The sequence below is a fragment of the Guptibacillus hwajinpoensis genome, from assembly GCF_020171785.1.
GTDB lineage: Bacteria > Bacillota > Bacilli > Bacillales > Guptibacillaceae > Guptibacillus > Guptibacillus sedimenti.
This window is the reverse complement of record NZ_JAIVAE010000003.1, coordinates 460,144-481,728: the sequence shown is the minus strand read 5'-3', so window position 1 is coordinate 481,728 and position 21,585 is coordinate 460,144. Positions and strand designations below refer to the sequence as shown.

The window sequence follows — 21,585 nt, the reverse complement described above, 5'->3', positions numbered from 1 at the left end:
AGGAGCTTATCTTAAATAAGGTAAGCTCCTTTTTACGTGAAAAAAGATTGAGATATCCGTACTGATTTGAAAAAATTGGTAGCGGAGGACTAGAAATTTTCACGAGATACGTTAACGAAGATTTTAATTAAAGTTAGTTGCATTTTGAGAATGCAGAATGGTGTTTTTTGACGTCAAAGAAGAACTAGTAGGGGTAACTTGCTGGCTTGTTTTAGCTGTCATTCTATTAGTTATTTGGATAATAAAGCTATCGTTTTTACCTAAGCTGGGCCTACTATTTCCTCAAAATATAAAAAATCGAAATGGAGGTTGGAAAATGGAATCATTACAACTCATCGTTTCTATAGCTAAGGATCTAGTACAAACAAGATCCCCCGAATGTGAGGCTGCTTTTCTAGTTGGAAGCGTTGTTCGAGGGGAAGCGACAGCTACATCTGATCTTGATATAGTCGTCTTTGATTCATCGGTAACTGTTTCGTATCGGGAGACCTTTTTCTATGAGGGGTGGCCGATCTAATGGTATGTTCATAATTTAGAAAGCTATTATGCCTTTTATGAGAGTGACTGTACCCGAGCAAAACCATCACTTCCGAAAATGGTGTCTGAAGGCGTAATTCTTAATGACAAGGGGAAGGGAAAAGTACTGCAGGATGAGGCGGGTATGATCCTGAAAAAGGGGCCGTCTCCATGGGGAGAAAACGAGATGACGCTAAAACGCTATTTTCTTACAGATGTATTAGAAGATTTTATTGGCGCTACCGATCGAGGGGAAGAAATGTGCTGTGCAGCTACTCTTGCAGAGCAAGTTCATGAATTCATTCTTCGGACGAATAAACAGTGGATCGGCTCATCTAAATGGATAGTCCGTGCATTAAAAATCTATGATCAAACACTGGCGGATAGGTATGGACAAGTGTTTGATCATTATTATGAAACACGTGAAAAGGAAAGCGTCATTACGTTTGTTGATGACGTTTTACAACCATACGGTGGTCGCTTGTTTGAAGGATTTTCATTAGGGAAATAGTCTTACCGCTTCTTGGAAATCAAGGGAGAAATCGTTAAGACGCATGCGATTGAAATAAGAAGGTAGATTGGACTTAACCAAATTGAGTAGTTGGAGGCCGTTGTTACCGGTAACGAAACCAGTATCGATGGTGAGAGTAGTGAATGTAAGTTTGACAGGATTTTCTGCTTCAATAGAGAATGCAGGGAGATATAAGTTTGGTTTCGTAATGCGATAAATAAGAGAGATTATAAGAAGAAAATTTGCAATTACTAATCTTTTCATAAGCGTCTCCTTTTGCTAGGGAATGGATAAAAAGCGGTTATGTTCTTCTTATTATACTAGGATTGTGCAGTTAGCGGTATGCAGAGTGACGAAACGAAGTAATTGATTTCTTAAGAAGAATAATGTAAACCTCTGTGGAGAAGCTTACAAATTCTATGAAGCCTCCATTTGGAATGCCTAACCTCCACCTATGTTATGATCAAAATATTAGATTAATAAGGTGGGAGGTTTCGGTTTGAAAGGATTCAATCTTATAACCTTCCTTTTCATAATAGGAATTGGTCTTATCTTCATCAACTTTAAGGAAGATCTAGAGGGAATGTTTATTCAAAAGGATGTTCCCTTGCCAACGGAGCTGCATCCAACGGTAAGTGAAGCGAAAGATACGTTGATCAATCGAGCTGCCGATAAGGGAGTTGAGATTGTGATTACAGCTGCACACCGAACGAAAGAAGAACAGGATGCTCTTTATGAAAAAGGACGGTCAACCGAAGGGCAAGTCGTTACAAATGTTGCCGGGGGCGGTTCTTATCACAATTATGGTCTAGCGATCGATTTTGCTTTGAAGTTAGATGATGGTGATGTTGTATGGGATATGGAGCGAGACGATAACGAGAATGGAAAATCAGATTGGATGGAAGTAGTCGCTATTGCGAAAGATCTTGGTTTTGATTGGGGAGGAGACTGGAGTAGTTTTAAAGACTATCCTCACTTGCAAATGGATTTCGGTTTAACGATGCGCCAATTACAGAATGGTCAAAGACCTGATGAAAGTGAGTATGCGACAAACTAGCGAGAAGATAGTGTTATGAAAACTAGGAAGGCTGTTGGGGCAATTGTTACGCACAAAAATCGCTTTCTCATCGTTCGCAAAGTCACGATAAACACCAGAATGGGGAAAGAGCTTCAAAATGGAACGTGGGATTTTGTTAAAGGTGGCGTTGAAGACGAAGATGAAACAGTCGAAGCCTCAATGAGAAGAGAGTTATTAGAAGAAACGGGGTCCGTCGCCTACACGTTAAAGAAGCGATTTAATGAAACGATATCATTTGAATTTCCAGAAAAAATGCAAACGAAAATCGGTTATCATAACCAAATAACGACAATGTTTCATTTCGAATATGTTGGCGACGGTAAGGACCTTGAAGCGAATGACAAAGAAATTAATCAAATTTGTTTTGTTCATGAACAAGCGTTATTAAGTCTTTTAGAACACGACGAATCAAAAGAGTTTGTCACTAGAAACAGGAGTCAAATCATAAGCGAGAAATAAATGAAAAGATTTTTAGAAAAAAAGGTTTAGGTATTTTAAAAAGGGGTAAATTTAAACTAACATAATTTTCCCCCTTTTGTACCGTCCGTTAAATCGGGCGGTACTTTTTTTGATTACAGTTTAACAAAGTAAAGACAAAGAATGCTCAGTGTTTGAGATCATCAGTTAGCTGAAAATGAGTTTTTAGCAGTTTAAGAATTTTGAATTCTTGAAAATTTGAGAGGTTATCGATAGGATAAGGGAAGCAAACTAACAATGGGAAAGTAGACGAACTGATCACATTCTCTCATCGTTCGCCTATAGGATAGGAGAATAACATGTGGAATACTAGACTGTTTCAACATATTTACGTTTTTTATTTATTCGTTTTTCTATTGGATGTGATCTACCTCTTTTGGTCAAACGCTTCTCTTTATACAACAATTGGACTATTAGCAATAGTGATGATCGTTATTAATTTCAAAGAAGCGGATCGTGTTTTTAAAATACTTGGCATTATTCTTTTAAGTGCAGGGGGCTTTTTTTATTTTTCAAGCGATATGAGTATCGTTCAGATTCCATCCTTTTTCGCAGGGAATATAGGATTGTTGTTTCTTTTATCCATGCTTCCATGGATGAATAGCGTTGTAAAAGCCGGGAGATATAATAAGATATTGCAAACATTACTCGGGGGCAATGTGAAGAAAATGGGAGATTTATATGTGCGAGGAGAAGCGACCATGGTTTCTCTAGCTGCCTTTTTGAATTTATCGTCCGCAACCATTTCTCAAGATCTTTTAAAAAATCAATTAAAAAAATCCAAAACACACGTCAGAAACCGTTTTATCGCCATGTCGACTTTAAGGGGATATTCTCTAGCGTTACTTTGGAGTCCATTGGAAATTTTACTCGCTACATCAATCTTTATTACAAATGCTAATTACTTAGAGGTGTTACCTTGGATGTTGCTCGTTGCTTTATTAGGCTTTGCGTTTGATTCTATTATTGGAAAAATCACCTTTCGCAACGAAGTGGTAGAAGAGGTTGGTACGCCTACAAAGTTAGGAGCAAGTAGTAAGAAGAAGTTAATGGAATTTATCGTGGCGCTGGTTCTGTTCTTAATGGTTGTCGTTTTTCTAACCAATGTTATTCAGTTCAACTTTTTGTTTGCCGTTACGATCGCCCTTTTTCCCTTTGCGTACATTTGGGCATTATTGTTGAAACGAAAAAGAAGTTTCTTTCAAATTGGCTGGCCCAATTGGAAAAGGCAAACAAACCATTTACATAATTTCATTGTTTTACTGCTAACGCTATCTTTTTTCACAGAAACGTTAAACGCGTCTCCATACCTACGATATTTACAGGACCCCCTTGTGGCACTTGAGGGGCATCAAGTTTACATTATGCTTTTCATCCAGGCTACTTTTTTAATAATGACATTATTAGGCGTTCATCCCATTGCAACAATGGGGATCTTTGGCGGCGTAAGTGAGCTGTTGTTAAGTGCTTTTCCTTCTGTTACGTTAACGATTCTGCTCGCCAGTAGCGCGATCGCAACTGTTCCATCAGCTCCTTATGGCCTTATCGTTACACTAACTTCCGTAGGTTTGAAAATGAATCCTTATAAAATTGTTTTGAAAAACATCTCGTATAGTTTGATGTGTGGTTTTATCGGCGTTTTGATCGCATACTGTACTTTATTTCTTTATTAGAAGGGGAGGTGTAGAATGAAGTTTCAAGAGCAGTTTGTTCAATCCGTTTGTTTTTATTTTAAGGAAGAAGGAAAAGTATGGCTACAGAAATTACCGGAAATCATCCGCTATTGTGAACAAAAATGGTCTCTGAAAATGGAGGATCCTTATCATCTCTCGATCAACTATGTTGCTCCAGCTAAGCTGGAGAGTGGAAAAGAAGTTGTGGTGAAACTATGTATACCAGGAGCAGACTTTCTTGATGAACTGGAATCTTTGCGCTTGTGTAATCACCAAGGGATGGTTAAAGTTAATGCCTTTGATAAAGAAAAAGGCATTATCATTTTAGAAAAATTATCTCCTGGTCACACGCTTGCGACAGTAGAAAACGATGAGCTAGCCTGTCGCGAGGCTGGATTAGTGATGAAAAAGTTATCAATACCTGCTCCAAGTCATACTCGGCTACAAACAACAGCCGTTAGAGAGAAGTTGCTTCGAGATACTGTAATGCAGAATGTGGATGGATATGGACCACTTTCTTCGCATGTCCTTAGGACTTCCCTAAGCCTTTTTACGAAACTGAATCAATCAATCGCTCAGTACAAGTTACTACACGGAGATTTTCATCACTACAATGTGCTTGCTTCAGAGGACACTGACTGGGTTGCGATTGATCCAAAAGGATTATTGGGGGAAACTGAGTATGATTTAATTCAATTTCTTTTAAATAAGCTACCGGAAAAAGACGTCTATGAAGTGACCCAAAAACGAGTAGACATCTTCACTAAGGATCTTAATCTAGATAAAGAGCGGTTGCTACTTTGGGGCTATTGTCATACCGTACTGGCGACCTCATGGACAGTAGAAGGCGATAACTATGATAAGCGTTTTTATCAAATGATTGAGATTTTTGAGAAGTTGTATTTAAAAACGTATGGAAGAGAAATAGGCCAGTATGCAAGGTGAAGTAGTGGTAAATAGATTTAAAAAGCTCAGAGCGGTTTGCTCTGAGCTTTTGTATGGTGAAACTTATCGCTTTTTAGGTTTAAAAGGCCACCAAATGCCATTCCCAAATGATACCACAATAGCAGGAATGAGAAGAGGTAGAACGATTAGACCGTAAAGTAACAATCCAGTAATAACAATTGTAGCAATTTGCATTAAGCTTAGTACACCAGAAGGCATCATTGCACCAAATGTACCTGCTAATATAATTGCAGCAGTGATGACAACCGTACCCATTTTAGCCATGGATCGATGCATGGCTTCCATAATGCCAATCGAAGCTTCTTCATTAAATCGGTCAAGTAGGAAAATTGAATAGTCGACTCCAAGCGCTATGAGCATAACAAAACCAAAGAATGGAACGGCCCACGTTATTCCGTCATAGCCTAGTAGATTAATAAAGATTAATTCAGAAATCGCCATTGATGTAAAGTACGTAAGTAGAAGTGATCCAATCATCACAATCGGCATAATCATGGAGCGGAAAAGGACAGTTAGGATAATAAATAAACCAACAAGCATGATGATAACCGTTCTTGTAAAATCACTCGTTGAAATGTCTGATAAGTCGCTATTAATACTTGAAACCCCGCTATAAGCAACAGTAGCATCTTCAAGTGGTGTTCCGTCGATTGATCGTGAGACGGTCTCTTTTATCTCACGAACGGTTTGAATAGCCTCAGTTGAATAAGGATCTTCTTTTAAGATCACTTCAAGCGTAACAGCCTTTTGTTCATCGAATGCATACCGTTCAATGGCTGGTTCAAACTCTTCATTATCAAGCGTACCTTTTGGAATGAAAACACCCGTGTCTCGAAGTGCGTTCGAATTCCCCATATTGGTTACCAAATCTGCTGCGTCCTGTAAGCCGTTCTTTATTTCATTCAGTCCATCAATTGATGACCCAACACCTTTTGATAGATCCGAAATGCCCCCGCTTAGTTCAGAAACCTGACCTGACTGACCTTGCAGATCGGAAGAGGCACCAGCAAGCCCCTGTTGAATTTGTCCAAGTTGTTGTTGAACTTGACCGAGCTGCTCTGAAGCTGCAGCTACATTTTGTGATTGTTGAAGCCCCTGTGAAATGGAACCAAGCTGATCATTCACTTGCCCTAATCCGTTTACTGCCTCTTCAAGGCCTCCAGCGTTACTATCAGAAGGGATTTGACCGTTAATTTGGTCCAATCCGTTTTGTACTTCTGTTAATCCGCTTTGAACTTCATTTAGTCCACTCGTTGCTTCATTTAGACCATCACCAACCTGGGAAAGTTGTGAATCAACATAGAAATCATCAATAACCTCTCCGGTGGGTCTTGTAATTGATCTAACAGAATCCACGTCTTCATTTTTCTCAATGTTATTGCTGATTGTTTCGATATAAGGAAGCAGTTCTTCAGTTACAATCGCGTCATCTTGCTGAAGAATCACCTTTACAGGAAGCGAATCTCCTTTACCAAAGCCTTCCTCAATCGCATCAAGGCCTTTCACAGATTCATAGTCACTACCAATCTCATTTACAGTATTAAACGACAGCTGATCGTCGTATGTGAAAAGGAGTGGAACCATAATAACAGCAACAACGAGCATCGACCAAATTGGTTTATTTATAGAGAAACGACCGAACTTGGTCCATAGTTTACTATCTTTATGAGACGCTGATTGTTTAGATGGCCAAAACAGTTTATCTTTTAGCAATGCCATAAAGAATGGAACAATTGTAAATAAAACGAGCATTAAGACAGCAATTCCGACAGCAACCCCAACAGCAGATTTAAAGATAGGGAAGTCAGCGAAGCCGATCGCAGCAAAACCAATGAAAACGGCTAATCCACTTATTAATAAAGTACGTCCGGCAGTCTTGTACGTATTTACAATCGCATCTTCAACAGAATGCCCCTCAGCTAATTCTTCTTTATATCTACTCAACAAGAGGATACAGTAGTCTGTGCCAATCCCGAATAAGACGGCAACTAGAAAAATTTGCGTATAATTGGATACAGGAAAACCAATCCAATCGATAAGAAACGCAACAATCGATTGACTAAGGAGATACGTAATACCAACTGCAACTAATGGGATAAAGGGAGTTGTAATGGAACGAAAAACAGCAAGTAATAAAACGAAAATTAAAGCCACAGTTATTATTTCAGTACGCTCAAGACCTTTCTGGGCGCTTTCGTTCACATCGTGATTAATAATCGCTTCTCCAGTGACATATGCCGTTGTGTCATCTGGAATCATGTCTTCCTGAATCCGATTTGCTAGATCATTCACTTCTTCATCTGTGCCGTCCACCGTAATAGGCAATAGAACCGTTTGTTTATTTTCAGAAACGAGTTGTTCTGTTAATTCTTCACTTCCAAAAGGATCGAGCACATTTTTAATGAGGGATCCTTCTCCTTCGAGTTCTTCTGCAATAGAAGAAACCGTCTGTTGCGCTTTATCTTCGACGGGTTGATCATAAGTAAACACAACAGAAATCGTTTCATCTCCCGCACCAGCTTCCTCTAGTAAGTCTGCTGCAATTTTAGAATCAGCGTTTTCTGGTAGTTGAAACGTTCCGGCTTCTTCAGCTTGTTTTGTGAGGTTGGGGGATAAAATAAATAAAACGGCGGTTAACGCAATAAGGGCAATAGCAATTGGCCATTTAAATTTTAAAATTTGTCTCATTTTGCATCTCCTTCTGTTTTTAAAATTGAACTTAACTTGCGAAAGATACGCAAGAATTCATTTATTTCTTCTTCGTGAAAATCATTTAATACGATATTTTCCACATGCTCATAGATAACTTCATTAAATAAAGCAACAACATCATTCCCTTTTTGCGTAAGCGTGATCGCTTTTCCTCTTAAATCCTTTTCTGAATCGACCGTCGTTAAAAGTCCTTTCGCTTCAAGTTTTTTGTAACGGTTGGAAATCGCGCTTTTATGTACACCTTGTAAGGCTGCGAGTTTTCCAGGTGAAATACGACCAGATTTCGAGATGATTTGAAGCATCTGGAGCTGTTCAGAAGAGTATTCTTCAAATAATTGATGTTCGAAAGATCGTATAATGCGCTCAGTTCCATACATAATGACTTCTTCAAAAAGCTCAACGGCTTCACATAATTTTTTATCCATTTCGTTACCTCCACTAGTTTACCGTCTAAACATTATTAGTTTACCCCCTAAACGAAGATGGTTGCAACTATTAAAGGTTATGTAGAAAAGATAGTGAACTTCAACCAAATATTTTGAAGGAGCAGGATTAAAAGGAAAGTCCTGTGAAATAGTAAGAAATAATGAAAATTTACAGAATTTTGGCACAATAAACGTTGCATTAAAATGTTATCAATATTATGATAAAAGAAATAGAGAGACGTTCGCTAAAACGAAAGGGAGGAATGAGGATGAAGAGCACTGGTGTGGTAAGGAAAATTGATGAACTAGGCCGAATTGTCATTCCAAAAGAACTGCGACGTACGTTAGATATTAATGTGAAAGATCCTATTGAAATCTTCACAAGTGAAAACAAGGTCATATTACAGAAGTATCAAGCAGACATGGCCTGTATGATTACAGGTGAAATTCTAGACAATAACCAAACTTTCGGAAATGGTAACATTGTGCTCAGTCAAGAAGGGATGGCTTTACTACAAGAAGAATTGGAAATGAAATTAGGTAAGAAAAGGGAAGAAATGCTAAATGCCGAATAAGCGATCGTTACATCCCCTCCATAATCATGGAAGGGGATTTTTTTGAAGTTAGAAGGTGTAGAAGTGAAAGAAGTCTTTAAGGGCATGTGCGTCATGTTTTCCATGAGAAGAGTTGTTAATTTTACTTGATAAGATAGTGGTACACCGTCAATAACGTAATTTCAACAGTACATCTCGAATGTGGGAATCTTCCATCATTGTGGACCCAAACTTTCGGGTAATTTCTGTTAGCGCAATATCATGATAGAAAAATTCAGTGAAGAAAGTAACGAGTGGTTTTGATTTCGTATGGATCGCTTGCCAATTCGATTCTTCAATTCCAGCAAACAAGATTTCATGATGATCAATGACGACAATTCGACTTCGCTCCAGTTTTTGATGATCTGTGTCTGGTATTAGTGTAGTAACATTTTTAAGGTTAGAATGTATCTTTCCTATTGTATGAATTTCCACAGATATCCCCTCAGCTTCTTTTTCCTCCAGTATAGAAAGGTGTTGCTCAATATCATCCGACCAACCAGAAAAGATAATCGAAGAAGATGATAAATGAAGGAGTTCTGAGACGAGGGAGTGAATGGACTGTTCTTCCTTAAGTGTCCAAACACGATCATCAGCTTTTTTTTCACGAGATTGAATGGTTTTTAATTGGGTTATATTTTCGTTAAAGTCACGCTGAAGTTTCTTAATTGCTGATTCAAGTGGAAGAGGAGCATAGAGCCGTTTTTTTTCTGTTGTTGATTCCAATACCATTCCTTTTTCACTCATACGCCGCAGAACATCATACACTTTAGATCGTGGAACACCTGAACGTTTGACAATGGCAGTGGCGTCGAGAGCCTCATCGATTGTAATAAGTGCTTCATAGACCTGGCTTTCGTATTGCGTAAATCCAAACTGCTGTAACATGTCACTATTCTCCTTGCTTCTACTGGTCATTTCTTTTAATGATAGCACAACCATTTAAGTGGGTAAAAGTAACCTTCATTTTCCTATTGCTTAATCATTTGAAAAGAGTTACCCTTTTAGTGGTAACTTTTTAATGAGGAGTGCGAGGAATAATGAATAAACGCGTGTACTTACTTACCATCGTTTCGTTTGTAGTTGGTATGGTTGAATTAATTATTGGCGGTATTCTTGATCTGGTAGCAGATGATTTAAAGATTAGTCTAGGTAAAACAGGCCTGCTAATTAGTGTTTTCTCCATTGTGTTTGCGATAATGGGGCCAATCCTATTATCGATGACCGCAAAAATAGAACGAAAAAAACTGACGCTCTTATCGCTTGTTATTTTTCTTGTAGGTAATTTCATCGCTGTATTAAGTACAACATTTCCGGTGTTAATGGCAGCAAGGATCATTTCTGCAGCAAGTGGGTCTCTTTTAGTTGTTCTGTGCGTTACGATGGCATCAAACATCGTCAAACAGGAATATCGCGCACGAGCAATCGGTGTTGTTTTTATGGGAATCAGTGCATCACTCGTTTTAGGTGTCCCGATTGGCTTAATGCTAGGAAATGCTTTTGGATGGAAGGCACCATTTATTCTGATTATTGGTCTTACAGTATTAGCAATGGCTGGGGTTGCTTTGTTTATGGAAAAAATCCAGCCAAAACCAGCCATTCCAATTCGTAAGCAAATCAGAACACTTAAGGATAAGCGTATTTTAACTGCTCAATTAACATCTTTTCTGTTTCTAACTGGTCATCTAACACTTTATGGCTACCTCACCCCGTTTTTAAAAACAACGCTTGGATTATCGGGAAATTGGGTAAGTATTGTTTATCTAATCTTTGGAGTAGCAGCTGTTGCTGGAGGAGGATTAGGCGGAGTTGCTTCCGATCGGTTTGGTACAAGGCCAACTATACTAATATCCATTATAGTTTTTGCAGTGGCGATGTTTGTCATCCCTTATACCACGTTCTCTTTCCCGCTTTTTCTTATTATTATGGTGATTTGGAGTATGCTAAGCTGGGGGATCACACCGGCTCAACAAAGTTATTTAATTGAATTGGCACCTGAATCATCTGATATTCAACAAAGTTTAAATAACTCGGCTCTTCATCTCGGTATTGCCCTCGGATCTTCTGTTGGTGCCTATGCTATTGAAAAATACACAGTGGAAATGAACGCAACAGTTGGAGGAATGTTTATACTACTAGCGTTAGCTTCAGCGGTATTTTCTATGACAAGAGATCGTCGGACCGTGTCGTCCCTGTTGAAAAAGCAAGCTAGTTAGTTGCGATAGTAAAAAGGGTTTGAAATAATGGGCATAGATTGTTCGAAAGGAGCGTTTTATGATGAATGTACTCGTTATTGGAGCAAACGGCCAGGTTGGCCAAAATATTGTTAATCTTCTTCATAGCAACAAGGACCATTCCTTGAAAGCAATGGTTCGAAAACAAGAGCAGGCAGATGAATTAGCCAATAGGGGAATTGAATCTGTAGTGGCAAGTCTTGAAGACTCAGTTGAAGTTATTTCTGAAGCTATGAAAGGGAGCGACGCGGTAATTTTTGCCGCAGGTTCAGGTGGGAGTACGGGATCAGATAAAACGCTATTAGTGGATTTAGATGGAGCTGTAAAAACGATAGAAGCTGCTGAAAAGATAGGGGTTAAACGGTATGTTATGATTAGTGCACTTCAGGCGCACAATCGAGAAAATTGGCATGAGTCACTCCTGCCGTACTATGCAGCCAAACATTACGCAGACAAATTGTTAGAAGTGAGTAAATTAGACTATACAATTGTTCGTCCAGGTGGACTATTAAATGAACCAGGAAGAGGGAAGGTATCAATTGCTGAAAACCTCGGTAGCGGGTCAATCTCGCGTGAAGATGTAGCTCAAGTGGTGGTTTCTTCACTTACAAAAGAGAATACGATTCGTCGCTCGTTTGACCTCATTTCAGGAGATGATGAGATTAGTAAAGCGATTGATTCTTTATAAGATAAGAACGGATTCTCCTAAGTGGGGATCCGTTTCCTTACTTTTCTTGTTAGAATAATATGAAATAATATTGAGTTTATAGGAAGAGATCTTTACAATATGTATTGAGTACATAAATCTTTTCATTCAAAAGGAGTCGAACAATGGAAAAAGTATTGATTTTTGGACATAAAAATCCTGACACAGATACGATCACTTCTGCACTTGTTTATGCAGACTTAAAAAGTAAACTAGGTATGGATGTAGAGCCTGTCCGTCTTGGTGCAGTTAATGGTGAAACACAGTATGCATTAGATCAATTCAATGTTGAAGCTCCTCGTATGGTTCAAACGGTTTCTAACGAAGCGAGTACAGTTATTCTTGTTGACCATAATGAACGTCAACAAAGTGCTGAAGACATCGAAAGAGTACGAATTTTAGAAGTAATTGATCATCACCGAATCGCAAACTTTGAGACAGCTGATCCTGTTTATTATCGCGCAGAACCGGTTGGTTGTACGGCGACAATCCTTAACAAGCTATATAAAGAAAACAACATTCAGATTGATAAAAATATAGCGGGTCTTATGCTTTCTGCGATTATCTCTGACTCTCTTCTTTTTAAATCACCAACATGTACGGAGGAGGATATCGCTGCAGCTCGTGAGCTGGCAGGAATTGCAGGCGTTGATGCAGAAACTTACGGTCTTGAAATGCTTAAGGCTGGGGCAGATATGAGCAGCAAAACGCCAGCAGAACTCATTTCACTCGATGCAAAAGAATTTGGAATGGGACCTGCTAAGGTTGAAGTAGCTCAGGTAAATGTTGTTGATACTCTCGATGTACTTGCACGTCAGGACGTGGTGGAAGAAGAGATGAGAAGAACGATTGAAGCAAAAGAGCTCGATCTATTCCTTCTTGTAGTAACAGACATTTTGACAAACAACTCCACAGTTCTTGCATTAGGAAAGCAAGCTGGACAAGTAGAAAAGGCGTTTAACGTAACGTTAATCGAAAATCTGGCAGTACTTGAAGGTGTTGTTTCTCGTAAAAAACAAATTGTACCTGTTTTAACAGAAACGTTTACATCGTAATATACGCTCCAAGCGAGGACAGATTCTATCGGAATCTGTCCTTATTAATAAATAAATGTGTAAAAATTACCCATATAAGGAAACTGATAAAGAGTGAGATTACTTCAATAATTGCTTTTTAATAGGTTCATAATCAAATAGTTTTCCTTCGTAAATGAGGGAGAGCCGTTCGCATTTTCGAAAATCGTCAGGCGTAACAAGGGCTGGGAGCTTATCCCAAAGTTCAATGCCTGATCGATGAAGGACTTCAGCTACGAACTGCGAACAAAAGTAAGAATTACTAAACTCAATAGGTTCATTCATTGAGACACCGAGAACACCAAGAATGTTGTAAAGAAACCGTTGTTTATTTTTAATGAAGATTGTTAGTAACCGCTTCATTTTAATTACATCACGTTCGGTAACATTTAATTCGTAAATCACACATGTTGTGTTTGGATATCGGCGGTATGTTCCTGTGAGGACATTTTCTTTTACAAACCCGCCTTTTAGAGGGTTATTCGGTTTTTTTCTTCCAAAGCTATACATATCATGCAATTGATCATCGAATGCAAGAGAGGCATGATTATATGGAGCTTTGGTATATGTTTTGATCGATTTTGTAAAGAGAGTTCCTGTATCAGAAAGTAAAATGTATACTTTTTGAGTCATAATCGCCTCCTCATTATTTTGACGTTTTCTTTCATTATACATAACATTTCAATCATGGTAAGGAGGTGCCTTTCTGGAAAGTACAGTATGGACTCTGACCGTTATATTGTTTGCTTTGATATGTGCACAGACGATTTTTATTATTGTGAGAAAAAAACAACCTGAAAAGGATTTTACGGGGCTTACAATAAAAGTGAAAACATGGTGGGGGATGTATGGAGTTTTTTGTTTGGCCACATTATTTAACCCAGTCGTTTCTCTGTTTTCGTTAATGGTTCTAAGTTTCTTTGCGCTGAAAGAATACTTCTCTATGATGAAAACAAGAAAAGCTGATCGAAGAATTTTTTTATGGTCATATGTGGCGGTGCCTATTCAATTTTACTGGATATTCATTGATTGGTATGGTATGTTCATCGTTTTTATTCCCGTATACGTTTTCTTATTACTTCCACTGCCTCGTATAGTTGGAAAGGGTACACTCGGATTTCTGAGATCAGTAAGTTCGACGCAATGGGGCTTAATGCTGATGGTTTTTGGTTTAAGTCATCTAGCTTATTTCCAGATTGCTTCTCCTCTATATGGAGCAAATCTCGTTTTGTTCCTAGTTCTTTTAACTCAAATAAATGATGTGGTTCATTATGTGGTATCGCTATATGCAGGAAAGAGAAAAGTTGTACCTTCATCAAATCCTTACATTACGTTAGAAGGTTTTTTCTGTTCGTTACTCACAACAACTGCGTTTGCTTATACACTATTTCCATATTTAACACCGTTTGATTCATTGTTCGGCGTTTTTTGTGGGGTATTAATTAGCGTTGCTGGTTTTCTTGGAAGTTTAACCATCTCAGTTTTGAAACGCGACCTGCTACTAGGAGATAGCAAAAAATCGAAAGCTTTAAAAGAGAGTTATTTGAGTAGGGTAGACAGCCTTGCCTATACTTCGCCTGTTTTCTTTCACGTGATTCGTTACTTTTTCGATTTTATGTAACTATACTCGTGCAATTGTAGCCTAGGATGTACATAACCATAAAAAGACAGCGGAACGACCGCTGTCTTTCACCTCATTATTCACCAAGTAAAGATAGTCCACCATCCACAATAATGGTTTGGCCACGAATCATACTTGCTTCTGGAGTTGTTAAAAAGTAAGTAGTATTGGCCATGTCTGTTGGGTCAACAAGGCGTCCTGCTGGATTTCTTTTCTTAGCTGAATCTAGTAATTCTTCTCGATTCGGGAAGTGTTTCAGTGCGTCTGTATCAACCGCTCCGCCCGACACAGCATTCACGACAATCCCTTTTGGTGATAGCTCAACCGCTAAGTATCGTGTGATTGCTTCAACGGATGCCTTCGATACACCAACGGCAACATAGTTTGGAAGTGCTCGAATAGATCCTAGACTTGAAAGGGCTACAATCGCTCCTCCACCATTTTTCTCCATTATTTTAGCTGCTTCTTGTGCAGCAAATAAATAAGCCTTTGCATTGATGTTTTGTGTCCAGTCCCAATGGCTTTCTTCAATCTCCATAAGCGGTCTTAATACACCTGATGCGGCATTATTAACGAAAACATCTAGTCGGCCAAAGGTTTCTTCTGTTTCATGAAAGAGAGCAGTAATTTGCTTCACCTCACCAACATTTGCTTTAACAATATGTACAGTAATGCCGTATTTTTCTTCTAATTCTCGTTTCGTTTGTTCAGCATCTTTTTTCTTTCTCATAAAGTTAAGTACAAGGTTGTATCCTTCAGAAGCAAATTTCCGAGCAATTGCTTTGCCAATGCCACGTGTGCCTCCTGTTATAAGTGCTACCTTATTCGCCATCTTACGTCACCTCTTTTTTATCTAATCATTCCTATCATACAGGAACATGCATCAAGTGAAAAGTTTCGCAAATGAAAAAGCGGGTAGATTGATCTCGAAATAGCACTCTAAAAAGCTTAAAGATTATCGACACGGACAGTTATGTTATAATTCGAATTAGATAAAGAATTACGAGTAAGTGGGAGGAGAGCGGAGATGAAGTTAAAAGTGTTAAAACCAGTTTTTGCTGAAACTGCTAGTCAACTTGTGAATTCTGCAAGTCGTTTTGAGGAAACGATCTTATTGAAAAAAGAACATTGGGTAGTCGATGCCAAAAGTCTTCTAGGTGTCCTAGCGCTTTCATTACAACCTGATCAGACGCTCGAATTGGATGTTAAAGGTGGTCAGTCATCAGCCGTTAAAGATGCATTCCTTTCACTAGGGTTATTTGAAGAAGCGTGAGCCTTCCATTGGAAGGCTTTTTTAAAGGGGAGAGTCTAATTTTTTTGTTGATTTATTAAACGGTTTCATGCGTTCTAAGAAATTTTTTCAAAAAAACACATCTAAAGTAGACTGAGTAACGTTAGCTATACATAAGCTTTTCTGCCTCTTCAGGCTAGCGTCAGTTTTAATGAAAAGGAGAATGATATGAGAGAACTTAACGATGCCGAGCTGTATGACAAGGTTCAGGCAAAGGATAAAAAAGCTCTCTCGTCTCTTTACGATCGATATGAAAAACTTTTATATTCTTTCTCATACCGAATTGTAAAAGATGGAGGACTTGCTGAAGAAGTGATGCAAGAAGTATTTATTAAGCTATGGAAAGGAAAGGCTCAGTATAGTGAAGAGAAAGGAAAGTTTTCGTCATGGCTACTGACAATGACGAGACATACAGCTATTGATCTCTTACGTAAGCAGTCGAAAGAGCCAGACTTTGAATTAGATGAACGTGACGCATTGCATAGTGATGAAGCATCAGTGGAGGACCAGGTTGAGTGGAAAGAAAGAGGTCAGATACTTCGTACAGCTGTGTCTAAACTAAAAGGTGATCAAAAGAAAATAATTGAAATGTTTTATTTTAAAGGCATGACCCATAAAAAAATTTCGGAAGAGTTCGACCTCCCGCTGGGTACTGTGAAAGGCCGAATTCGGCTAGCGTTAAAACATTTAAAAACCAGTCTCGGTGAGAAAGGAGGGGTCTCAGATGAAAGGAAATTGTGAACAACTGCTCGATTATTTTAATGGAACCTTATCAAACGAAGAAAGAGATCAGTTCGAAGCTCATCTCTTATCATGTGAAGAGTGCAGAGAGGAGTTAAAGGAGCTGGAAGAATTGACAGGTGACCTTCCTTATCTCTCCATCCCGGAAGAGCCGCCTGCCGGAATGAAAGAACGCGTTCTGGCAAGCGTTTTTGAAAGTGATATGGTTGAATCAAATGATATTACAAATGAAAGTCTTTCAGTTGAAGAAAAAAATAACGTAACCGATCTCCAAACAGAGAGAAAGTCAAAACAAAAAAAGTGGGTAGCCCCAGCTTTAGCAGCAGCTCTATTTCTTTCTCTAGCAGGAAATGTTTATACATTCGTAAATGAAGGTGAAGATGAGGCTACACAGCCAGAAGAAATCTCCTCCTTGATCAAAGCGGTTCAATTACAGCCTTCTGAAGCAGAAGCATCGGCAGGCTCTGCTGCTCTAATGAATGAAGATGGAAAAATGAATTTAGTGGTTGAGGTTAACGACGTGGCAGAAACAGAAGGTGATCAAGTGTACCAAGTTTGGTTGCTTGAAGATGATAAGCCTTATCGAGCTGGTTTCTTTACCCCAAATCAAGAAGGTAAAGGTGAAGTTGCCTACCAGGTTGAATATGAGGGAGAGCACGAATGGGATGCTGTTGCAATTACACTGGAGCCGGATAGTAAAAGTGAAACACCTAAAGGAAAAATCGTATTAAGTTCAGGTTTATAATTTCCAAAAAGCAGAGGCGGTCGCCTCTGCTTTTTTATTGAGAAAAATAGGGAAGGAAGGTGTTAATTGATATTCGTAAGAGAATACAACATACGTGGAAACACACAATTGTTTGTAGTAAACACGAACGGGGTATATTATACTAAATTCTTATAAAAATTTGAAAATACTCTCGTTTATGCTTATGATAAAAAACATGTGGTTATTATTTCGAAATATTTTTTAGATCCACATAAACATTAATAGGAGTGGACAAAATGAACAAAGTTACAAAAGTTTTTTGGATTGGAATTGCAATTGCAATGGCTTTTGTCAGTTGGGGTGTGATCTCTCCAGGCAATCTAGACCAGGTTATGACGGTATCTCAAAATTTCTTTTTAGATCAGTTTGGATGGTTTTATCAGCTTGCTGCAACATTCTTTTTAGTATTTGCCATTTATTTAATTTTTAGCAGGTTCGGGCATATCAAGTTAGGAAAAGATACTGATAAGCCTGAATACAGTAGACTTACCTGGTTTGCCATGCTCTTTAGCGCCGGGATGGGAATAGGGCTATTGTTCTTTGGAGTATCAGAACCGATGTCCCACTTTTCTACCCCGCCATATGGTGAAGGAGGAACGGTTGAATCCGCACACCTGGCCCTTCGCTATACATATTTACATTGGGGATTCCATGCATGGGCCATTTACGCTACGATTGCTTTAGCGTTAGCGTATTACAAATTTCGTAAGGGGGCGCCTGGATTAATGAGTGCCACTCTTTATCCACTTATAGGCGATAAAGTGAAAGGTCCGATCGGGATTACGGTTGATGTCGTAGCCGTTTTTGCAACAATATTTGGTGTAGCTGCTTCGTTAGGACTTGGTGCTCAGCAAATCAACGGAGGGTTGAGCTATTTAACTAATATCCCGAATAACTTTACAATACAATTGATTATTATCGCTATTATTACGGTTCTCTTTACAATTTCAGCTGGGACAGGTATTAAAAAAGGAATCAAATATTTAAGTAATGCCAACATGGCTCTTGCTGTCGTCCTTCTTATTCTTTTTGTCATTCTAGGTCCAACAAAATTTGTATTAGATCTTTTTGTGACCACGTTTGGTGAATATGTACAAAACATATTTGCAATGGGAATGAGATTAGCACCGATGAACGCGGAGAATGAATCATGGATTCAGAACTGGACGATCTTTTATTGGGCGTGGTGGATTGCCTGGTCACCGTTTGTAGGAACGTTTATCGCCAGGGTTTCAAAAGGACGGACGATTAGAGAGTTTATGGTCGCTGTTACGGTTGTACCTACGGTTGTTTGTGCATTTTGGTTTGGTATTTTCGGTGGCTCGGGCATATTCTTTGATTTTACACAGGGAACCGATATAGCAGGTCAAAGTCTTGAAACTGGTTTGTTTTATTTATATGAGCAACTTCCTTTGGGAAGCATTTTAACCGTTGTAACGTTATTGTTAATCTCTACCTTCTTTATCACATCAGCTGATTCCGCAACGTTTGTTTTAGGTATGCAAACGACGAATGGAAGCTTAAATCCTCCAAATTTCGTGAAATTCAGCTGGGGTTTCATCTTATCTGCCTCTGCAGTCGTTTTAATGGTGACAGGTGGTCTTGAGAGCATGCAAACGGCGATTATTGTCAGTGCCTTTCCACTAACCATCATCCTTCTATTTACGTGTTGGGGAATGCTTAAATCTTTTAATGAAGAAGTTCCTAGAAAGCAGAAGACTACGGATAAGAAAGTGAAAGCGAAGAAAGATTTAAAAACAGTTTAACGAAAAAGCTTTGAAGAGTTTTCTTCAAAGGTTTTTCTATTACACACTAGTAACAAAAACATAGCCTCCTTATTGATCAAAAAGGGGGCATAGCAAGTGGTCAAGGCGATAAGACCAACTAGCTAAAAGAAGAAAAAAGTAAAGATTCGATACTCATAGTTGGCAGAACGAAAGTATTTTCGATATGATTAACTTATGGTGACTAAAAATAAAAAATCGATTATAAAAAGCTGGTGGGCTCGTTTAGCTGCTGCAGACCCCGGCAGGACAAGGTTACATCAAGCAGCGAGAATTACAATTAGTGTTTTTACATCTGTTATGTTCATGCTATGGTTGACGGCAATACTCGAAATGTCGTTTACACCGGCAATTCTTGCAGGTGTCGTGAGTCTTTTATCATTATTGCTTGTGAATGATGACACAGATAAAAAGAAAAAAATCACTGCGCTTTTGCTAGTTATTTCAAGTATGATCTGGTTAACTGTGCGAACTTATCTTAGTTCAATCCCCTTTATGACAGATGGATTGTTTTTGCTCGTGATCTTTTTTGCTTACTATTTACAGCATTATGGTTTTCGGTATTTTGGTATCTTTATGATTGCCTTTTTATCGATTTATTTTTCTACCCTTTTAAATCTTCAGCCATCTGATTTGGCTGGATTTATTATCGGGATACTGGTAGGTGGCGGGTTTTCTTATCTGTATCATTTTATCCTTTTCAAAAACAAACCGAAAAGACAACTAAGTCGCAGTATGAACTCTTTCCACATCCAAACAAACCTTACGCTTGATCTTGTTCTTGATGCAATTGCAGATCCTACTCCAAATCGCTATCGGGCACTTCTATTAAAACGTGATGTCAAAAAGTTAAATGAATATGCCCAGGTCATTTCTAGCCAATTAACAACGACAGATCCAGGAGAAGTATGGCCAGGTATAGACGCAGAGCAATTAAGAATGTACGTATTCGATGCTGAGATGTTAATTGAAACTCTTTATCCAGCAGTTAAAAGAATGAAAGAACTTCACGCGCTAGAGCATAATGAAGTTAGAAAGCTGCTGTATCAACTGGTAGAATCGGTCCGAGATGCGGAAGTGTTGCGAAGTCATGACATTGTCGGAAACTTAAAGCAAACAGAGAACGTAATAGAAGAGCTTAAAAATCAGTTAATTGAACTGAGGGATTCCGATCATCAAAATAAAGATTGGCTGTGGCTAATTAGAAGGATTGAGTCAATTGCCAATCACCTAGTTGATAGTTCAATCGAACTCGGAGAAAGACGGATAGCAAACATTGAGGAGAAAGAGCGGCTAGAAGAAGCGGAAGAAATAAAGAAAGAGAACGTAAACATAGAAGAAAAGGCGAAACAGCCGAGAGCTGCAACAATAAAAGCTTTACAGGCTATAGTAGCAGGAGCAGTGGCGATTTTTCTAGGATATTTTCTATCGCCCGCTCATCAATACTGGGTTCTTCTCTCTGCTTTTGTTGTTTTGTTAGGTACGGATACCGTAGGAATGACCCTCCAGAAAGCATTTCAAAGATCTCTTGGGACAATTTTTGGTGCCATTGCTGGTTTTGGACTGGCACATCTTCTTGCGGGTCAGGTTATTTTAGAGTTAATTGCGTTGTTCTGCTGCATCTTTATGGCATTTTATTTATTATCCATTTCCTATGCTATGATGATGTTTTGGATGACGATGCTGATCGCGATAATGTACGATTTTATATTGGGTGGTATTACTGAGCAGATACTAATGGCTCGAGTATTTGATACACTTGCAGGAGCATTTATCGGGTTTCTTGCAGCTGCAATTATTTATCCGAAAAGCACTCGTGATAAGGTTGCCAATACAGCTGAAGATTTTTTAACCAAATTAAGTACGTACGTGACTGATTATCTTGAATCTTTTACAGATGGTAAGAAGCACTATGATTTTACCAACCAAGCGTTTGGCATTGACGAACAGATGAGGAAAATAGCAGAAGATGCAAGGCCACTTCGAAATAGACCTGCTATTCTAGCTCGTTCAGGAATTGAGCGTTGGTTGACCGTTCTAACCGCGATTAATTATTTTGCTAAGCATTTGCTTGCTTCTACAAACCGTAACAGTCGTTCGACTATTGTCAAAGGATCAGAAAAAACGCTTCAGCTAGTAAAGGAAGTAATAAAACACAATATTCTTACCTTACTGAAACTTCTAAAAGGTGAGACTGGATTAATTATGTACAATTTAAATAAAGAAAGGGAATATATTGAAGGTCTTTCAGAAAACATTCCTCAAGAAGATCAAGAAGTGAAGAAATTCGTGAATGACTTGTACTATATCTGGAGAATAAACCAGTCGCTTTTAATATTAGGAAAAGAGTTAGGTGTTTCGAAGAAAAGAGAAGCAGCAAGCTATGATTTCTACAAGAATACTCCGGAGAGCTAAGCC

At 38.7% G+C, this 21,585-nt stretch carries 20 protein-coding genes and 1 pseudogene; 15 read left to right on the top strand and 6 right to left on the bottom strand.

All coding sequences use genetic code 11. The annotated features are described in order from the left end of the window. The first annotated feature begins 316 nt into the window (after window positions 1-316). A pseudogene (locus tag LCL91_RS06465) lies at window positions 317-1,027 on the top strand (nucleotidyltransferase domain-containing protein). Here LCL91_RS06465 and LCL91_RS06460 read toward each other — a convergent pair. Beyond that, window positions 1,016-1,291, bottom strand: a complete 276-nt coding sequence (locus LCL91_RS06460) for a hypothetical protein (RefSeq protein WP_224880999.1) — start codon at window positions 1,289-1,291, stop codon at window positions 1,016-1,018. The pseudogene LCL91_RS06465 and the gene LCL91_RS06460 overlap by 12 nt on opposite strands. 235 nt (window positions 1,292-1,526) lie before the next feature. Here LCL91_RS06460 and LCL91_RS06455 point away from each other — a divergent pair, with 235 nt between their 5' ends. From LCL91_RS06455 to LCL91_RS06440, 4 genes are all read left to right on the top strand, one after another. Further along, complete coding sequence (locus LCL91_RS06455; RefSeq protein WP_255639918.1) at window positions 1,527-2,084, top strand: M15 family metallopeptidase; 558 nt, start codon at window positions 1,527-1,529, stop codon at window positions 2,082-2,084. A 15-nt stretch (window positions 2,085-2,099) separates the two neighbouring features. Beyond that, window positions 2,100-2,564 (top strand): NUDIX domain-containing protein, encoded by a 465-nt coding sequence (locus LCL91_RS06450; protein ID WP_224880996.1) that lies wholly within the window; start codon window positions 2,100-2,102, stop codon window positions 2,562-2,564. Window positions 2,565-2,881: 317 nt separating this feature from the next. Next, window positions 2,882-4,255 carry a hypothetical protein gene (locus LCL91_RS06445; RefSeq protein ID WP_224880994.1) on the top strand — a complete coding sequence of 458 codons (1,374 nt, stop codon included), beginning with the start codon at window positions 2,882-2,884 and terminating at the stop codon, window positions 4,253-4,255. A 15-nt stretch (window positions 4,256-4,270) separates the two neighbouring features. After that, window positions 4,271-5,200 carry an aminoglycoside phosphotransferase family protein gene (locus tag LCL91_RS06440; RefSeq protein ID WP_224880992.1) on the top strand — a complete coding sequence of 310 codons (930 nt, stop codon included), beginning with the start codon at window positions 4,271-4,273 and terminating at the stop codon, window positions 5,198-5,200. Between the two features lie 63 nt (window positions 5,201-5,263). Here the strand turns inward: LCL91_RS06440 and LCL91_RS06435 are convergent, their stop codons facing one another. Together LCL91_RS06435 and LCL91_RS06430 are read right to left on the bottom strand one after the other, a co-directional pair. Further along, the gene (locus tag LCL91_RS06435) at window positions 5,264-7,909 is read right to left on the bottom strand and encodes an MMPL family transporter (protein ID WP_224880990.1); all 2,646 of its coding nucleotides are present in this window, start codon (window positions 7,907-7,909) and stop codon (window positions 5,264-5,266) included. Continuing rightward, window positions 7,906-8,358 carry a MarR family winged helix-turn-helix transcriptional regulator gene (locus LCL91_RS06430; protein ID WP_224880988.1) on the bottom strand — a complete coding sequence of 151 codons (453 nt, stop codon included), beginning with the start codon at window positions 8,356-8,358 and terminating at the stop codon, window positions 7,906-7,908. Before LCL91_RS06430 ends, LCL91_RS06435 begins: the two co-directional genes overlap by 4 nt. 269 nt (window positions 8,359-8,627) lie before the next feature. On the opposite strand from LCL91_RS06430, the gene LCL91_RS06425 reads away from it, so the two are divergent. Beyond that, window positions 8,628-8,933 (top strand): AbrB/MazE/SpoVT family DNA-binding domain-containing protein, encoded by a 306-nt coding sequence (locus LCL91_RS06425; protein WP_224880986.1) that lies wholly within the window; start codon window positions 8,628-8,630, stop codon window positions 8,931-8,933. 147 nt (window positions 8,934-9,080) lie between these two features. Here LCL91_RS06425 and LCL91_RS06420 read toward each other — a convergent pair whose 3' ends face one another. Continuing rightward, the gene (locus LCL91_RS06420; RefSeq protein ID WP_224880982.1) at window positions 9,081-9,839 is read right to left on the bottom strand and encodes a TrmB family transcriptional regulator; all 759 of its coding nucleotides are present in this window, start codon (window positions 9,837-9,839) and stop codon (window positions 9,081-9,083) included. 152 nt (window positions 9,840-9,991) lie between these two features. Here LCL91_RS06420 and LCL91_RS06415 point away from each other — a divergent pair, with 152 nt between their 5' ends. The 3 genes from LCL91_RS06415 to LCL91_RS06405 all read left to right on the top strand — a co-directional run bounded on the left by LCL91_RS06415 (window position 9,992) and on the right by LCL91_RS06405 (window position 12,946). After that, window positions 9,992-11,167: an MFS transporter gene (locus tag LCL91_RS06415; protein WP_224880979.1), complete on the top strand. Its 1,176-nt coding sequence runs from the start codon at window positions 9,992-9,994 to the stop codon at window positions 11,165-11,167. 61 nt (window positions 11,168-11,228) lie between these two features. After that, window positions 11,229-11,873 (top strand): SDR family oxidoreductase, encoded by a 645-nt coding sequence (locus tag LCL91_RS06410; RefSeq protein WP_224880977.1) that lies wholly within the window; start codon window positions 11,229-11,231, stop codon window positions 11,871-11,873. Window positions 11,874-12,016: 143 nt separating this feature from the next. Next, on the top strand, window positions 12,017-12,946 hold the full coding sequence (locus tag LCL91_RS06405) for a manganese-dependent inorganic pyrophosphatase (protein ID WP_165996479.1): 930 nt from the start codon (window positions 12,017-12,019) through the stop codon (window positions 12,944-12,946). A 99-nt stretch (window positions 12,947-13,045) separates the two neighbouring features. Here LCL91_RS06405 and LCL91_RS06400 read toward each other — a convergent pair whose 3' ends face one another. Continuing rightward, window positions 13,046-13,597 (bottom strand): hypothetical protein, encoded by a 552-nt coding sequence (locus tag LCL91_RS06400; RefSeq protein WP_224880975.1) that lies wholly within the window; start codon window positions 13,595-13,597, stop codon window positions 13,046-13,048. A 73-nt stretch (window positions 13,598-13,670) separates the two neighbouring features. On the opposite strand from LCL91_RS06400, the gene LCL91_RS06395 reads away from it, so the two are divergent. Next, window positions 13,671-14,585 carry a phosphatidate cytidylyltransferase gene (locus LCL91_RS06395; RefSeq protein WP_224881237.1) on the top strand — a complete coding sequence of 305 codons (915 nt, stop codon included), beginning with the start codon at window positions 13,671-13,673 and terminating at the stop codon, window positions 14,583-14,585. A 76-nt stretch (window positions 14,586-14,661) separates the two neighbouring features. Here LCL91_RS06395 and fabL read toward each other — a convergent pair whose 3' ends face one another. Then, complete coding sequence (gene fabL / locus LCL91_RS06390) at window positions 14,662-15,417, bottom strand: enoyl-[acyl-carrier-protein] reductase FabL (RefSeq protein WP_224880973.1); 756 nt, start codon at window positions 15,415-15,417, stop codon at window positions 14,662-14,664. Between the two features lie 195 nt (window positions 15,418-15,612). Here fabL and LCL91_RS06385 point away from each other — a divergent pair, with 195 nt between their 5' ends. The 5 genes from LCL91_RS06385 to LCL91_RS22210 all read left to right on the top strand — a co-directional run bounded on the left by LCL91_RS06385 (window position 15,613) and on the right by LCL91_RS22210 (window position 21,582). Beyond that, a complete protein-coding gene (locus LCL91_RS06385; protein WP_224880971.1) occupies window positions 15,613-15,858 on the top strand; it encodes an HPr family phosphocarrier protein in 246 nt (81 codons plus the stop codon). Window positions 15,859-16,044: 186 nt separating this feature from the next. Continuing rightward, the gene (locus LCL91_RS06380) at window positions 16,045-16,617 is read left to right on the top strand and encodes an RNA polymerase sigma factor (protein WP_224880969.1); all 573 of its coding nucleotides are present in this window, start codon (window positions 16,045-16,047) and stop codon (window positions 16,615-16,617) included. Next, entirely contained in the window at window positions 16,601-17,362 is a 762-nt protein-coding gene (locus tag LCL91_RS06375; protein WP_224880967.1) for an anti-sigma factor, read from the top strand. The genes LCL91_RS06380 and LCL91_RS06375 overlap by 17 nt, the downstream gene beginning before the upstream one ends. A 257-nt stretch (window positions 17,363-17,619) precedes the next feature. Next, window positions 17,620-19,149 carry a glycine betaine uptake BCCT transporter gene (locus tag LCL91_RS06370; RefSeq protein ID WP_224880965.1) on the top strand — a complete coding sequence of 510 codons (1,530 nt, stop codon included), beginning with the start codon at window positions 17,620-17,622 and terminating at the stop codon, window positions 19,147-19,149. Between the two features lie 198 nt (window positions 19,150-19,347). Next, a complete protein-coding gene (locus LCL91_RS22210; protein ID WP_224880963.1) occupies window positions 19,348-21,582 on the top strand; it encodes an FUSC family protein in 2,235 nt (744 codons plus the stop codon). The last annotated feature ends 3 nt before the right edge of the window (window positions 21,583-21,585 follow it).